Source organism: Kitasatospora sp. NPDC001261 (assembly GCF_042896795.1).
Taxonomy (GTDB): Bacteria; Actinomycetota; Actinomycetes; order Streptomycetales; family Streptomycetaceae; genus Kitasatospora.
Genome location: NZ_JBIAXP010000002.1, coordinates 268,821 through 282,301, shown reverse-complemented (window position 1 = coordinate 282,301; position 13,481 = coordinate 268,821). Strand labels below are relative to the sequence as shown.

Genomic DNA, 13,481 nt, shown 5'->3' with positions numbered 1-13,481 from the left:
GCACGCACGCGCACCGCGGACGGGAGGCGGTTCCCGGTGAAGCGCCCTCATTGGCAGCCGTACTGGTGGCGGCTGCGGTTCCGTGCGGACGGCGAGCCGGAGTTCGCGGTGCTGGGGCCCGAGCCGGTCAGCCGGGTTCCGAACGACGCGCTGAGGAACGTGCCCCTGGAGGTGTGGGCGGACGCCCTGCTGGAGGAGGCGCCCGACGAGCTCGACGACCTGCGTGGCGACCTGCTCCTGGAGTGCTTCACGGAGCCCGCCCCCACGGAGGGCACCCCGCCGGTGTACTCGCGCCAGGTCCGGCTGCCGGGCCCCGCCCTGCCTCCGTACCCCGGGAGACGGCTCTCCTGAGCCACCGCCCCGGCGCCACTCCCCGGCCGTGGAGCGCTGCGTCGCTCGTGCTGAGGACGATCGTGGACCGGGGAGGTCTCAGGCCGGCGGGTGTCGGTCCCCGGTCGTACCGCTGGGGCCGGGTCCGTTTCCGGGTGGCGCGGTCGGTGCCACGCGCTCCCGTAGTTCTCGCAGGTCCGCCGGGGTGTTGACCGCGCACCAGTAGCCCTCGGCGCGGTACCCCGCCAGCTGCCGCAGCCGCACCAGGTGCGGCAGGGTCGTGGTCGCGTGGTCTCCCCGGTCCGGCAGCAGGGGGACGACCCCGGGCGCGAAGGCGTACACGCCGCCGTTGACCGTGCAGGCGGGTGGGGGCGGTGCGGCGAGTTCGGCGACCCGGCCCAGGGCGTCGCAGCGGACCGTGCCCCGGGGCAGCCGGGGCGGGACCAGGGCGACCGTGGCCAGCGCCCCGCAGCGCAGGTGGTGGGTGCCCAGCGGGGTGAGCGGGAAGTCGGCCCAGATGTCGCCGTAGACGGCGAACCACGGTTCCCGCGGCGCCGGTAGCGCGCGGGCGGCGAGCTTCAGCCCGCCGCCCCGGCCCAGCGGGGTGGACTCCACGACCACGGTGGTGCGGACGGGCAGGGGCGCCGTGCGGACGTAGTCGGTGATCACCTGGGAGCGGTAGCCGGCCGAGACGACCACCGTCTCCACGCCCGCGTCGGCGAACCGGTCGAGCTGGTGGCGCAGCAGCGGTGCGCCGTCGACCTCGACCATCGCCTTGGGGCGCAGGTCCGTGTGCGGGGCGAGCCGTCTGCCGCGTCCGCCTGCCAGGATCACGGCTTGGCGGATCGGGAAGCACGTGTCCGGCGATGGCATTCCCGACCTCCCGGGAGCGACGGCACGGCTTCGGAGCCCCGGCCGCGCGGTGCGGACGGAGCGTACGAATGCGACGAGGGTGGCCCCGACGCGCCGCTGGAGAGGCAACCGATCCGATCGCCGTGAAGTCACGCCGATGAGCGGGTGATCGGTGTGATCGGTGCTCCCGTCCTGCGGAGTGATCGGTCGGGTCCTCAGATGTTCGAGTCGGACTCCGCCCACAGCCTCCTGTGTCGCGCCTCCGGGTGAACCCTGACGGAAGATCAGGGGACGGCGGCTCCCCGCCCCTGATGCCCCGGGCGAGCGGGATCGGAAGACTCGTCGTCCGGGCCGGGAACCACTGGCCCGGACGACGACCAGTCTGGAGCCGGACCGCACGTGAACGCGCACACGAACCGCAACCGTTGGGCCGTCGTGGCCGCCTCCGCCGCCCTGGCGGCCGCGCTGACGGCCGCGCTGACGGTCGGGGCGGGCACGCCCGCCCTCGCCACCACCTCCGCCGCCACCGTGTCGGCGACGGCGGCGAGCCCGTCCGCGCTGTCGCCGTTGGACCCGGCGGCGCTCCGGGCCGCCCTCGCCCAGCGGCCCGCCGCCGACGTCTCCGCCGGGTTCGTGCGGGTCACCGGCTCCGGCGGGAGGTTCGAGGGCAGCTCGGCGGAGGGCGGGGCGGCCGTGGACGCGCGCGGGAGGTTCCGGATCGGGTCGATCTCGAAGGTCTTCACCGCCACCGTCGTCCTCCAACTCGCCGCCGAGGGCCGGATCGACCTCGACGGCAGCGTCCGGCGGTACCTCCCGGACCTCCCCGCCCAGTTCGGGGCGGTCACGGTCGGGCAGCTGCTCAACCACACCAGCGGACTGCCCACCGGCGACAACACGTACTGGGGCGACGGCACCACCGGCTGGTTCGCCGAGCACCGGCTCGACGCACCCACCCCCGAGGAGATCGTCGCCTCGACGGCCGGGCAGTCGTTGGCCTTCGACCCCGGCACCGCCCAGCAGTACAACGGCATGAACACCTTCGTCGCCGGGCTGGTCGTCGAGAAGGTCACCGGCCACCGCTACGCCGAGGAGCTGCGCCGGCGGATCATCGGCCCGCTCGGCCTGCGCGACACCTCCCTCCCGGACGCCGACGACCCGGCGCTGCGGCGCCCCGCGACCCGCCCGTACCTGACCGTCCCCGACGCCGACGGCGGCTCGCACCGCGTGGACGTCACCGAGCAGAGCCCGTGGCCCTGGGCCGAGGGCGGCATGATCTCCAGCGCCCCCGACCTGGACCGCTTCATGACCGCCCTGTTCCGGGGCCGCCTCCTCCCGCCGGCCCAGCAGGAGGAGCTGTTCACCGTCCCGGAGGTGCCCGTCGCTCCGGGCAACCGCTACTGCCCGGACGACACGGCGTGCCTGAGCATGGGCCTCGTGCGCCTCGCCTCCGGCGGCGTCGTGGCCTGGGGCAAGACCGGCTCCCGGCCCGGTTCCACCAGCGGCGTCTTCGCCACCCGCGACCTCTCCCGGACGGTCGTGTACTCGGTCGACCCGACCACGCTGAAGGGCACCGAGACCCCGTACGCCCTCGGGCTGCTGAAGTCCGCCTTCGGGTTGGGGTCCATCAGCTGACGGCCCGTCTCCGACCTTGGGCGGACGGGCGGCTGGCTCGCGCGGGGGAGGGGGACGGGCCGAGCGGTGGACGTGCGGCGGGGGCGGTGTCCGGGAGCGTGGACGCATGCTGAAGACCATCCCGGTGGGCGACACCGAGCGCCCCGTTCCCCGGTGGGCCCTGCGGCTCGCCAAGGCCCTCCCGTTCATCGTGCTGCCGCACTGCCTGTGGCGGCTGCCGTTCGCGTTCGACTTCCGGATGGGCACCGTCGACCCGCAGGCCCCGGCCTACGTCTGGTGGGCCGCCCCGTACGTGATCGGTCTGAGCGTGCTCACCGAGGCGCTGACGCTCCTGACCCTGGGGCTGGTCAGCGGTTGGGGCGAGGTGTTCCCGCGCTGGGTGCCCGTGCTGCGGGGCCGCCGGGTGCCGCCGCTCGCGGCGGTCGTCCCGGCCGTGCTCGGGGGGCTGGTCCTGGCGGCCCTGTTCGACGGGATGCCGCTCGGCTGGCTGGGGGTGTTCGAGGAGGTGGGCTACAGCAACGGCTGGTGGCTGCTCCTGGGGCGGGTCTGCACCTCGACGGCGATGTTCTGGGGCCCGATCACCCTCGCCCTGGCCTGGGCCTACCACCGCCGCCGTCGCCCCGCCGCCGCTCCGGCCCGTTGACGCCCGGCCGCGGGCGGGCCGCCGTGCGCGGGAAGTCGGCCCGGCCGACTTCCCGCGCTTCCGCGGCGGGCGGCTCAGTGGGTGCGGTAGTACTCGGCGACGGCGGAGAACGCCTCCTTCGGGTCCCAGGGCAGGCCGGGGTAGGTGATGCCCGTGCGGTCCTCGTAGGTCCTGACGACGCCGTAGCTGGCGAGGTCGAGGTCGTCGCGGGGGTCCCCGTCCGGGCGGTGGACGTGGTCGTAGAGGGCGAAGGTGAAGACGAAGGCGGCGTCGATGCCGCCGGCGTCGAAGGCCTCCAGCAGTTCCCGGACGTACGCGGCCTGCCCGGCCTCGTCCCGCTCGTAGACGCCGTCCAGCCGGACCGGGCCCCCGTCGGCGTACTCGACGATGTCCAGGCCGTTCGCGCCCCGGTCGCCGGCGCCGCGGAAGGTGGCGGAGCCGAACTCGGTGACGGCGACCGGCTTGCCCTGGGCGGTCAGCTCGCGGACGCCGCCGGCGAAGCGGTCGGCGGTCTCGGCGGAGCGGTACAGGTCCAGGGAGACCAGGTCGAAGGGCTCCCAGTCGACGCGCTCCAGCGGTACGGCGGCGTACGTGACGCGCCCGCCGAAGCGGGCCCGGACGGCGGCCACCGCCTCGGCGAGGAACGCGTTGACCCGGCCGCTCACCGCACCGAGGTGTTCGCGCACCTGCTCGGGCCGGGCGAGCAGGGCGAGGCGCTCGCCGATGCCGGAGCCGGGCAGGAATCCCGGGTTCATCAGGCTGAGTTCGGCGCCGGTGACGAACACCACCTCGGCGCCGCGCCGCCGCAGCCGCTCGGCGCGCTCGGCGCAGTCGGTGAGGAGCGCGAGCATCGCGTCGGCGGTCAGTTCCAGCGGGTAGGGCGAGAACCAGGCCTCCAGGCCCAGGTCGGCGGCGTGGCCGGCGGCGAGCTCGATCCGCTCCGGGTCGCCGCCCATGATGCGGACCGCGGTGCAGTGCAGGTCGTCCCGGATGATCCGCAGCTCACGCTCGACCGCCTCGGAGTCGAACCAGGCGCGGGAGTACGCCCCGTCCCTGATGAAGCCGGTGTCGTAGCTGATTCCCTTGGTGCGCACGTTCTTCCGCCTTTCCGGCGAGAGAGAATTTACGGTACGGCCAGTACCGTAGTTGCCGACGGGCCGGCACGGCAAGAAGGATGGGGAGGGTATGGGCGGTATCGGCGGGCGGACTGGGCGGAGCGAGGGCATGGCCGGGCAGACGCGGCGGCGCGGAGCGGCGCTGGAGGAGGCGATCCTGAGCGCCGCGGTCGAGGAGCTCACCGGGGCCGGGTACGCCGGGCTGACCATGGGCAAGGTCGCCGCCCGCGCGGGCACCAACAAGAACGCCATCTACCGCCGCTGGCCCAACCGGCTGGCACTCGGCATCGCCGCGTACAAGCAGCTCGCGAAGACCGCCCCGCTCCCCGACACCGGTGAACTGCGCGGCGACGCCCTGGAGTTGCTCCGCCAGGCGAACCGCCACTGGAGCTCCCCGCTGGGCGCCGTACTGCGCGAGCTGCTGGCCGCGGCCGGCGGCGCCACGGAGTTCCTGGCCCAGTTGCAGGACCAGTCCGGCGACGCCGTGGCCGCGCCCTGGCTCACCGTCCTGGGCCGCGCCGTCGCCCGCGGCGAGGCCGCCCCCGAGGTGCTGCACCCCCGGGTGGCGACGGTGGCGATGGTGCTGCTGCGCAACGAGTTCATGGCGCGCGGGGTGCCGACGGCGCCGGACGACGTGCTGGTGGAGATCGTCGACGAGGTGTACCTGCCCCTGGTGCGCGGGCGCGGCCAGGGGCGGCAGCGGGGCTAACGGCCGCGGTTCCCCTCGGTGTTCGCCTCGGCGTTCCCGCTGGCGTTCCCCGTGAGCAGTGAGTCGGCGAGCCGCTCCGCGGTGCCCGCGTCCAGTGGCCCGTGCCCGAGCAGGAAGCGGTACCAGAACACCCCGTAGACCTGGTCGGCGATGAGGTCCGGATCGGCGTCTGCGGACAGTTCGCCGCGCTCGCGTCCCCGGGTGAGGAGTTCGCGCAGCGCGTCGCGGCGGGTGGCGGTGAAGCTCCGCATCAGGTCGGCGAGGTGCGGGTCGCGCGCGGCCTCGCGGGCGACGGTGCGCAGCGCGGGGGCGGTGGTGTCGCGCTGGGCCGCCTCGAAGGTGGTGCTGACGAAGGCCCGCAGGTCGGCGCGCAGGTCGCCGGTGTCGGGGCCGGACACGTCCTGGTCGGCGCGGTCGGTGAGGGCGTCGAGCAGGACGGCGCCCTTGGAGGGCCACCAGCGGTAGACGGTCTGCTTGCCGACGCCGGCCGCGCGGGCGATGGCGTCGATGGTGACGGGGGTGCCGTCGGACTCGGCGAGCAGGCGCAGCGCGGCGTCGAGGATCGCGCGGTGGGCGGCCTCGTTGCGGCGGCGTCCGGTGTGCGGGCGTGCCGCCGGGGCGGCCTCGGCGCCCTCGGTGCCCTCGGTCTCGCTCATCGTGCTCCCTCTCCTCCGGCGTGCCTCTCCCCGATCCCCCTTGACAAGACTATCAGTCTCGACAACCATCATTTCCGGAACCGACAGTCTCGACAAGTCGAAAGGCCCCACCACCATGAGCACTGCGTCAACCCCCTTCGCCGGACAGCGCGTCGTCGTGATGGGCGGCAGCTCGGGCATCGGCGAGGCCACGGCCACCGCCTTCGCCGCCGACGGCGCCGAGGTCGTGGTGACCGGCCGCGACCGCGACCGGCTGGACGCCGCCGTCGCCCGGATCGGCGGCAAGACCACCGGGCACCCGCTGGACGCGACCGACCCGGCCGCCCTCGCCGCCTTCTTCGCCACGACCGGCCTGGTCGACCACCTGGTCGTCGCGGTCAGCGGCGCCGCCGGCGCCGGCCCGTTCGCCCAGCTCGACCTGGCCGAACTCGCGGCCGGCTTCGACGCCAAGTTCTGGCCGCAGGTGCGCGTGCTCCAGGCGGCGCTGCCGTACCTGCGCGAGGACGGCTCGGTCACCCTGATCACCGCCGCCTCGGCCCGCGCCGCCTTCCCCGGCACCGCCGGACTGGCCGCCATCAACGGCGCGCTGGAGGCGATGGTGCCGCCGCTGGCCGTCGAGCTGGCCCCGCTGCGGGTCAACGCCGTCTCGCCCGGCGTGATCGACACCCCGTGGTGGGACCGCGTACCGGCCGAGCAGCGGGCCGCGCTGTTCGAGGGCCTCGCCGCCACCACCCCGGTCGGCCGGGTCGGCCGGGCGGAGGACGTCGCCCGGGCGATCCACCTGCTGGCCGCCAACGGCTTCGTCACGGGCGTGGTGCTCGACTGCACCGGCGGGGCGAACCTCCCGACCGGCCGCTGAGCCGGCCGCTGGGCTGCGCGGAGCCGGCGGTGCTGTCACAGCTCACCCGTACGGTTCGACCGTGAACGTTCCCGAGGTCATCCCCATCAGCCACCGGCCCGACTACCGCACCGACACCATCGGCCGCTGGCAGGGCGGCCAGTTCCTCGCCTCGGCGCTCGGCCTCGGCGCCGGCCGGTACTACGCCGTCCTGCACCGCTTCGACGCCGCCGGCCGCCACCTCGACTCGCGGATACACCCCGCCGGCGAGGCGCCGCAGGCCAGGCTGCTGCTGGCGGAGTGGCTCGACGCCCTGCCCGGCCGCGAGTACGGGGACATCGCGATCGCCCCGTTCGCCGTGCACGTCGACGGCGAACTGTTCGGCCTGGTGCGCGAGGACTACGAACCGGACGAGGTGGACGACGAGGAGGATCGGGTCCACTTCGAGCTCTACCCCGACGGCCTGGGCTTCGACGCCCCCTGGTGCGGCTGCTACGACACCTGAGCCGCCCCGGGGCGCGTCACCACTCCGCCTCCCGGTAGGCGGGGCCGGTGGCCGGCCGGCCACCGGGCGCGTGGTCGACTGCCCGGCGGCCGGCGGCCGGTGCGCTCAGCCCGCGTACTGGCCGAGGATCTTCGCGAACTCGTACGGCTGCTGCGGGATGTTGGTGCACTTGGACAGCGAGCCGCCGGTGCAGGCGTTGGCGTCCCGGGTGGCGTCCCAGAAGGAGAGCATCCCGAGGTGGTTCTGCCGGGCGAAGGCCACCAACTGCTGGGCGTCGGCCTGGTTGTAGACCTGGTGGTCGTCGTTCTCGCCGATCATCGGGGTGACGCCGACCATGGCCCACAGCTGGGCGTCGGTCTTCGCCGGGTAGAGCGCCTTGAGCTGGCCGAACAGCGACTGGGCGGCCTGGACGGCGGCGTTGCCGTAGTCCGTCCCGCTCCGGTAGTAGTCCATCGCCATGATGTTGACCAGGTCGACGGCGACCCCGGCGTCCCGGGCGGACTTGACGATGGCGACGCCCTCGGAGGTCAGGCCCTCGGGCAGGACGGGCAGGGTGAAGGAGACCCTGAGGCCCGGGTGGGCCTGCTGGAGCCTGGCGAGGGCGGCGGAGCGGCGGTCGTTGGCGGCGGTGTCGGCGATGGCCGCGCCCTCGATGTCGAAGTCGACGTAGCGCAGGTTGTAGGCGCTCACCACCGCGTCGTACTCGGCGAACAGCGAGTCCACCGTGGTGCAGGCGGCGGCGAGTTCGGTGCCGGCGGCGCCGCCGAAGGAGACCTTGACGTCGCCGCCGGCCGCGCGCAGCGCGTCCACCTGGTCCTTGGCCCAGGCGGTGCGCGGGTCGTAGGCGTTGAACCAGCTGGCCTTGCAGCCGACGCCGGTGACGAAGCCCATCGTGTAGCCCTTGAGGCCGGCGGCCTTGGCCAGGTCGGGCATCGAGGGGGTCGGCCAGGCGCCCATGTCGATGAACGGGGCGACCGGGAGCGCGACGTTCGGCGCCGGGGTGCCCGGGCCGCCGGTGGGCGTGCCGGTCGGGGTGCCGGTCGGGCTCGGCGGGGTCGAACTCGGCGGCGGGGTGGTCGGGTTGCCGCCGCCCGGGCCGGTCAGGGCGATGTCGTCGGCGAGGTAGCCGCCCTGCCCGTACCAGCCGTGCAGGTACACGGTGACGCTGGTGGTGGCCGCCCCGGTGGTGAAGCTGGTGGACAGCTGCTGCCAGTCGGCGCCGCCGGCGGTCCAGGTGGCCGGGTCGGTGACGCCGCTGCCGGTGGCGCCGAGGTAGACGTACCGGCCCTGCACCCAGGCGCTGAGCGTGTACGTGGTGTTGGGCTGGACGCTGACGGTCTGGCCGCACTGCGCGGTGTCGCTCGCGCCCACCGCCCCCTTGAGCGCGTACGTCCCGCTGTGCGCGCCGGAGTCGACCACGCTCCCGGTGCCGGCCGAACAGCTCCACGGGCCGAGCGCGCCGCTCTCCAGCCCGCCGTTGGCGAGCAGGTTGCCGTCGGCGGCCCCGGCGTTCCCGGCGAGGACGGCCAGGCCGCCGGCGGCGAGCGCGGTGGCGGCGGCGAGGCTCAGCAGGGTGGTCCGGCGGGCGGGGCGGCGGTGCGTGGGGGCGTGCTGGGGCGCGCTGGGCATGGGGGTGCCTCTCGGGACGTGGGGGCCGCCCGCGCCGCGAGGGGGAGGCGCGGGGCGGGCGGCGGCCTGGGGTGGTCCGGGGTGGGGGAGCGCGGTGCTGAGCATCAAACTGGACTAGACCAGCTGTGCACGTCAAGCATTTCCGGGCCTCGGACGCCCCGTCAGGGACAGGTTTTAGGAACGGTTAAGACGATGCCGGGCGGCGGTCGCGGCGGGCCCGGGGATGAAGGGGCTTGACCTTGAGTGCACTCCAAGGTGAAAGCTGAAGGCGTTGATCACGCACCACCACGCGAACACCGCGGCCACCCCACGGGAGCCGCGGAGACCACGACGGGAGCACCACCATGCGCAACGCTTCGTTCGGCACGAGCGGCCCGGAGATCGGCGTCATCGGTCTCGGCTGCATGGGCATGACCTGGGCCTACACCGAGCGGGACCGGGACGACGAGAAGTCGGTCCGGGTGATCCGGCAGGCGCTGGACCTCGGCGTCGGCCTGATCGACACCGCCGACATGTACGGCCCGTACACCAACGAGGAGGTGGTCGGCGCCGCGCTGGCCGGCCCGTACCGGGAGCGCGCCTTCCTGGCCACCAAGGTCGGCATCGTGCCGGGCGGCGCGGGCCAGCAGGAGCGCAACGGCCGGCCCGAGCACGTGCGCCGCTCGATCGACGAGAGCCTGCGCCGGCTGGGCACCGACCACGTCGACCTCTACCAGCTGCACCGGGTCGACCCCCAGGTCCCGATCGAGGAGACCTGGGGCGCGTTCGCCGAGGTCGTCGCGGCGGGCAAGGCCCGGAGCATCGGCCTCTCCGAGGCGGGCGTCGAGGAGATCAAGCGGGCGCAGAGCGTGCACCCGGTGGCCTCGGTGCAGTCCGAGCTGTCGCTGTGGACCCGGGACGCGCTGGCCGAGGTGCTGCCGTACACCGAGGAGCAGGGCATCGCCTTCCTGCCGTTCTCGCCGCTCGGCCGGGGCTTCCTGACCGGCGGGATCACCTCCATCGAGGAGCTGCCCGCCGACGACTTCCGCCGCCGGCTGCCGCGCTTCCAGCACGACGCGCTGCGGGCCAACCTGGCGCTGGTCGGGAAGGTCCGGGCGGTCGCCGAGCGGATCGGCGCCACCCCGGCGCAGGTCGCGCTGGCCTGGGTGCTGGCGCAGGGCCGGTACGTCTTCCCGATCCCGGGCACCAGGACGCCGCGCTACCTGGTGGACAACGTGGGGGCGGCCGGGATCGAGCTCTCGGCGGCGGACCTGGCCGAGCTGGACGCGCTGCCGGCCGCGACCGGCGAGCGCTACTGACGGCGGCGCTGCCCCCGTACCCGCGCCGTCAGCGCTCCCGCACCCACACCAGCTGCCGTCCGGTCTCGCCCGGAGCCCGGACGGCGGCCTCCGCGACCCGGTCCAGCCGGTAGCCGAGCTTGCGCGGGACGGCCGCGCTGGCGCCGTTCGCCCGGTCGCAGCGGATCTCCACCCGGGTGATCCCGGGCAGGGCCAGCGCGGCCTCGGTCAGCGCCCCGGCCGCGGTGGTGGCGATGCCCCGGCCGACGTGCCCGGCGGCGACCCAGTAGCCGATCTCCAGCGCGCCCGGGCCGATCCGCCCGTGCAGGCCGAAGGCGCCGATCACGCCGCCGGGCTCGGCGTCCAGGCCGGCCAGGTACATGAAGTCGGTGCCGGCCTCCCAGGCGGCCGCGCCGGCCCGGGTCAGCTCGGCGGTCCGGGCCCGGGAGGGGGCCTCGGCCGCCCACTCCATCCAGGGCCGCAGGTGGTCCAGGTTGGCGCGGACGGCCTGGTTCAGCGCCGCCGTGTGGCTGCTGCGGCGGCGCCGCAGCCAGAGGCCGCCGGGCAGCCGCAGCCGTTCCGGCGGCCGCCCGGCGGTCGCCTCCACCAGCGGTGGGGCGAGGCCGCAGGGCCGTGGCTGTGCTTGGCTCATGGCGGCGATTATGTCCTTGGCCGGGACCTGTCACCATCGGATATCCCTCTGGTGGCGGGCGCGTCCCCCTGGTGGCGGGCGCGCCCGGCCGCACCCCGGCGCGTCAGAGCCGGACCATCACCTCGTCGAGCTCCTTGCGCCGCAGGTCCGGCACGCGCGCCCCCTCGGCCGGGTAGCCGACCGGGATGACGTACGCGGCGCGTTCCTCCGCCGGGCGGTCGCACACCTCGTTGAGGAACTTCATCGGGCTCGGGGTGTGGGTCAGCGTGGCCAGGCCGGCCTGGTGCAGCGTGGCCAGCAGGAGCCCGACCGCGATCCCCACCGACTCCTTGGTGTAGTACGGGCGCGGCGACTCGGGGCCCTTGTGCACCTCGAACACCACGATCACGGCCGGCGCGTCCTCCAGGAACGGCTTGCGCCAGTCGGTGCCGATCGGGGCGAGCGCGGCCAGCCACTCCTCGGACGCCCGGTGGCCGTAGAACTCGCGCTCCTCGGTCTCGGCCGCCTCGCGCAGCCGCCGCTTGCGCTCCGGGTCGGTGATCACCACGAACCGCCAGGGCTGGACGTGCGCGCCGCTGGGTGCGGTGGAGGCGGTCCGGACCGCCCATTCGACCACCCCGTCCGGGATCGGGCGGGTGGAGTAGTCGCGGACGGTCCGGCGCTGCGCCATCACGTCGTGGAAGGACCTGCTGCGGGCCTCGGCCTCGTGGGCGGGCACCGTCATGGGGGTGAGCGGGACGGTCGGGTGGGACGTCCCCGCCACGGCGCTGTCAGTGCTGTCAACCATGGCGCACAGCACAGCACATGACGGCCCCTCCGGGAGGGGGTTTCCGGGAAGAGGTAGAGACCAATCCCCGGAGACCGATCCCGGAGGCCGATCCCCGGAGACCGATCCCCGGAGGCCGATCCGGCCGGCGGCCGATCCCGCTCCCCGGGCCCGGCAACCCCTACAGCTCGTGCGCCCGCCCGTCCCGGACCTCGATCCGCCGGTTCACCGCCACCGTGTCCAGCATCCGCCGGTCGTGGGTGACCAGCAGCAGGGTGCCGGTGTACGAGCCGAGCGCGGACTCCAGCTGCTCGATCGCGGGCAGGTCCAGGTGGTTGGTGGGTTCGTCCAGCACCAGCAGGTTGACCCCGCGGGCCTGCAGCAGCGCCAGCGCGGCCCGGGTGCGCTCGCCGGGGGAGAGGGTGCCGGCCGGGCGCAGCACGTGCACCGCCTTGAGGCCGAACTTGGCCAGCAGGGTGCGCACGTCCTCCGGCGCGAGCTCCGGCACGGCGGCCGCGAAGGCCTCCAGCAGCGGCTCCCCGCCGAGGAACAGCCCGCGCGCCTGGTCCACCTCGCCGACCACCACGCCGGAGCCCAGCGAGGCGCTGCCGCCGTCGAGTTCGAGCCGGCCGAGCAGGGCGGCCAGCAGCGTGGACTTGCCCGCGCCGTTGGCGCCGGTGATGGCGACCCGGTCGGCCCAGTCGATCTGCAGGTCCACCGGGCCGAAGGAGAAGTCGCCGCGCTTGGCGACGGCCGCGCGCAGGGTGGCCACCACCGAGCCGGAGCGCGGCGCGGTGGCGATCTCCATCCGCAGCTCCCACTCCTTGCGCGGCTCCTCGACCACGTCCAGCCGCTCGATCATCCGCTGGGTCTGCCGGGCCTTGGAGGCCTGCTTCTCGGTGGACTCGGTGCGCTTCGCCTTGGCGTTCTTGTCGTTGTCGCTGCTCTTGCGGCGGGCGTTGCGGACGCCGTGCTCCATCCAGTTGCGCTGCATCTGGCCCCGGGCCTCCAGCGAGGCCTTGGTGTCGGCGTACTCGTCGTACTCCTCGCGGGCGTGCCGACGGGCCACCGCCCGCTCCTCCAGGTACGCCTCGTAGCCGCCGCCGTACAGGTTGACCTGCTGCTGGTGGAGGTCCAGCTCCAGCACCTTGGTCACGGTGCGGGCCAGGAACTCGCGGTCGTGGCTGATCAGCACGGTGCCCGTGCGCAGGCCCTTGACGAAGGACTCCAGTCGCTCCAGGCCGTCCAGGTCGAGGTCGTTGGTGGGCTCGTCGAGCAGGAAGACGTCGTAGCGGGAGAGCAGCAGCGAGGCGAGGCCGGCCCGGGCGGCCTGGCCGCCGGACAGGGCGGTCATCGGCAGGTCCAGCGAGACCTTCAGCCCGAGCGAGTCGGCGACCTCCTCGGCGCGCTCCTCCAGGTCGGCGCCGCCGAGGTCCAGCCAGCGCTCCAGGCCGACGGCGTACGCGTCGTCGGCGCCCGGCCGGCCCTCGACCAGGCCCTCGGTGGCCTCGTCCAGCGCGGCCTGCGCGGCCGCCACACCGGTGCGGCGGGCCAGGAAGTCGCGCACCGACTCGCCCTCGCGCCGCTCCGGCTCCTGCGGCAGGTGGCCGACGTTGGCGCTCGCCGGGCTCAGCCGCAGCGAGCCGCCCTCGGGGGTGTCCAGGCCGGCCAGCAGCCGCAGCAGGGTCGACTTGCCGGCGCCGTTCACGCCGACCAGGCCGATCACGTCGCCGGGGGCGACGACCAGGTCCAGGCCGGAGAAGAGGGTGCGTTCGCCGTGGCCGGCGCTGAGGTCCTTGACTACGAGTGTGGCGCTCATGATGAGCCCGATTGTAGGAGGAGCCGGGCGTCCGGCCGAAAAGACGGGGGCCGCGGCC

14 protein-coding genes are annotated in these 13,481 nt (G+C 74.6%); 7 read left to right on the top strand and 7 right to left on the bottom strand.

All coding sequences use genetic code 11. The features are described 5' to 3' along the window. Positions 1-36: 36 nt before the first annotated feature. On the top strand, positions 37-351 hold the full coding sequence (locus ACFY4B_RS04215; RefSeq protein ID WP_387966412.1) for a hypothetical protein: 315 nt from the start codon (positions 37-39) through the stop codon (positions 349-351). 78 nt (positions 352-429) lie between these two features. On the opposite strand, the gene ACFY4B_RS04210 is transcribed toward ACFY4B_RS04215, so the two are convergent. Further along, positions 430-1,203 (bottom strand): NDP-sugar synthase, encoded by a 774-nt coding sequence (locus tag ACFY4B_RS04210; RefSeq protein WP_387966411.1) that lies wholly within the window; start codon positions 1,201-1,203, stop codon positions 430-432. 378 nt (positions 1,204-1,581) lie between these two features. On the opposite strand from ACFY4B_RS04210, the gene ACFY4B_RS04205 reads away from it, so the two are divergent. Both ACFY4B_RS04205 and ACFY4B_RS04200 read left to right on the top strand, forming a co-directional pair. After that, positions 1,582-2,814 carry a serine hydrolase domain-containing protein gene (locus tag ACFY4B_RS04205; protein WP_387966410.1) on the top strand — a complete coding sequence of 411 codons (1,233 nt, stop codon included), beginning with the start codon at positions 1,582-1,584 and terminating at the stop codon, positions 2,812-2,814. Between the two features lie 106 nt (positions 2,815-2,920). Beyond that, on the top strand, positions 2,921-3,457 hold the full coding sequence (locus ACFY4B_RS04200; RefSeq protein ID WP_049651396.1) for a hypothetical protein: 537 nt from the start codon (positions 2,921-2,923) through the stop codon (positions 3,455-3,457). A 74-nt stretch (positions 3,458-3,531) separates the two neighbouring features. Here the strand turns inward: ACFY4B_RS04200 and ACFY4B_RS04195 are convergent, their stop codons facing one another. After that, positions 3,532-4,551: a hypothetical protein gene (locus ACFY4B_RS04195; protein WP_387966409.1), complete on the bottom strand. Its 1,020-nt coding sequence runs from the start codon at positions 4,549-4,551 to the stop codon at positions 3,532-3,534. Between the two features lie 130 nt (positions 4,552-4,681). Here ACFY4B_RS04195 and ACFY4B_RS04190 point away from each other — a divergent pair, with 130 nt between their 5' ends. Further along, complete coding sequence (locus ACFY4B_RS04190) at positions 4,682-5,281, top strand: TetR/AcrR family transcriptional regulator (protein WP_387966408.1); 600 nt, start codon at positions 4,682-4,684, stop codon at positions 5,279-5,281. Here the strand turns inward: ACFY4B_RS04190 and ACFY4B_RS04185 are convergent. Further along, a complete protein-coding gene (locus ACFY4B_RS04185) occupies positions 5,278-5,937 on the bottom strand; it encodes a TetR/AcrR family transcriptional regulator (protein ID WP_387966407.1) in 660 nt (219 codons plus the stop codon). The two genes, ACFY4B_RS04190 and ACFY4B_RS04185, sit on opposite strands and share 4 nt — an antisense overlap. 115 nt (positions 5,938-6,052) lie before the next feature. On the opposite strand from ACFY4B_RS04185, the gene ACFY4B_RS04180 reads away from it, so the two are divergent. Continuing rightward, positions 6,053-6,796 carry an SDR family oxidoreductase gene (locus ACFY4B_RS04180; protein WP_387966406.1) on the top strand — a complete coding sequence of 248 codons (744 nt, stop codon included), beginning with the start codon at positions 6,053-6,055 and terminating at the stop codon, positions 6,794-6,796. A 61-nt stretch (positions 6,797-6,857) separates the two neighbouring features. Further along, complete coding sequence (locus ACFY4B_RS04175) at positions 6,858-7,280, top strand: hypothetical protein (protein ID WP_387966405.1); 423 nt, start codon at positions 6,858-6,860, stop codon at positions 7,278-7,280. Between the two features lie 105 nt (positions 7,281-7,385). Here the strand turns inward: ACFY4B_RS04175 and ACFY4B_RS04170 are convergent, their stop codons facing one another. Beyond that, positions 7,386-8,909: a carbohydrate binding domain-containing protein gene (locus ACFY4B_RS04170; protein ID WP_387966404.1), complete on the bottom strand. Its 1,524-nt coding sequence runs from the start codon at positions 8,907-8,909 to the stop codon at positions 7,386-7,388. A 344-nt stretch (positions 8,910-9,253) separates the two neighbouring features. Between ACFY4B_RS04170 and ACFY4B_RS04165 the strand changes: the two genes are divergently transcribed. Further along, positions 9,254-10,207, top strand: a complete 954-nt coding sequence (locus ACFY4B_RS04165) for an aldo/keto reductase (protein WP_049658731.1) — start codon at positions 9,254-9,256, stop codon at positions 10,205-10,207. A gap of 28 nt (positions 10,208-10,235) precedes the next feature. Here ACFY4B_RS04165 and ACFY4B_RS04160 read toward each other — a convergent pair whose 3' ends face one another. From ACFY4B_RS04160 to ACFY4B_RS04150, 3 genes are all read right to left on the bottom strand, one after another. Beyond that, a complete protein-coding gene (locus ACFY4B_RS04160; RefSeq protein ID WP_375875249.1) occupies positions 10,236-10,838 on the bottom strand; it encodes a GNAT family N-acetyltransferase in 603 nt (200 codons plus the stop codon). A 103-nt stretch (positions 10,839-10,941) separates the two neighbouring features. After that, positions 10,942-11,625 carry a nitroreductase family protein gene (locus ACFY4B_RS04155; RefSeq protein ID WP_049658730.1) on the bottom strand — a complete coding sequence of 228 codons (684 nt, stop codon included), beginning with the start codon at positions 11,623-11,625 and terminating at the stop codon, positions 10,942-10,944. A 160-nt stretch (positions 11,626-11,785) separates the two neighbouring features. Then, entirely contained in the window at positions 11,786-13,423 is a 1,638-nt protein-coding gene (locus ACFY4B_RS04150; protein WP_074002235.1) for an ABC-F family ATP-binding cassette domain-containing protein, read from the bottom strand. Positions 13,424-13,481: the final 58 nt, after the last annotated feature.

Excerpts from the sequence above, each read along its gene's own strand:
- ACFY4B_RS04210 (WP_387966411.1), bottom strand. The coding sequence starts at position 1,203 with ATGCCATCGCCGGACACGTGCTTCCCGATCCGCCAAGCCGTGATCCTG.
- ACFY4B_RS04155 (WP_049658730.1), bottom strand. The coding sequence starts at position 11,625 with ATGGTTGACAGCACTGACAGCGCCGTGGCGGGGACGTCCCACCCGACC.
- ACFY4B_RS04185 (WP_387966407.1), bottom strand. The coding sequence starts at position 5,937 with ATGAGCGAGACCGAGGGCACCGAGGGCGCCGAGGCCGCCCCGGCGGCA.
- ACFY4B_RS04190 (WP_387966408.1), top strand. The coding sequence starts at position 4,682 with ATGGCCGGGCAGACGCGGCGGCGCGGAGCGGCGCTGGAGGAGGCGATC.
- ACFY4B_RS04200 (WP_049651396.1), top strand. The coding sequence starts at position 2,921 with ATGCTGAAGACCATCCCGGTGGGCGACACCGAGCGCCCCGTTCCCCGG.
- ACFY4B_RS04160 (WP_375875249.1), bottom strand. The coding sequence starts at position 10,838 with ATGAGCCAAGCACAGCCACGGCCCTGCGGCCTCGCCCCACCGCTGGTG.
- ACFY4B_RS04165 (WP_049658731.1), top strand. The coding sequence starts at position 9,254 with ATGCGCAACGCTTCGTTCGGCACGAGCGGCCCGGAGATCGGCGTCATC.
- ACFY4B_RS04150 (WP_074002235.1), bottom strand. The coding sequence starts at position 13,423 with ATGAGCGCCACACTCGTAGTCAAGGACCTCAGCGCCGGCCACGGCGAA.
- ACFY4B_RS04180 (WP_387966406.1), top strand. The coding sequence starts at position 6,053 with ATGAGCACTGCGTCAACCCCCTTCGCCGGACAGCGCGTCGTCGTGATG.
- ACFY4B_RS04170 (WP_387966404.1), bottom strand. The coding sequence starts at position 8,909 with ATGCCCAGCGCGCCCCAGCACGCCCCCACGCACCGCCGCCCCGCCCGC.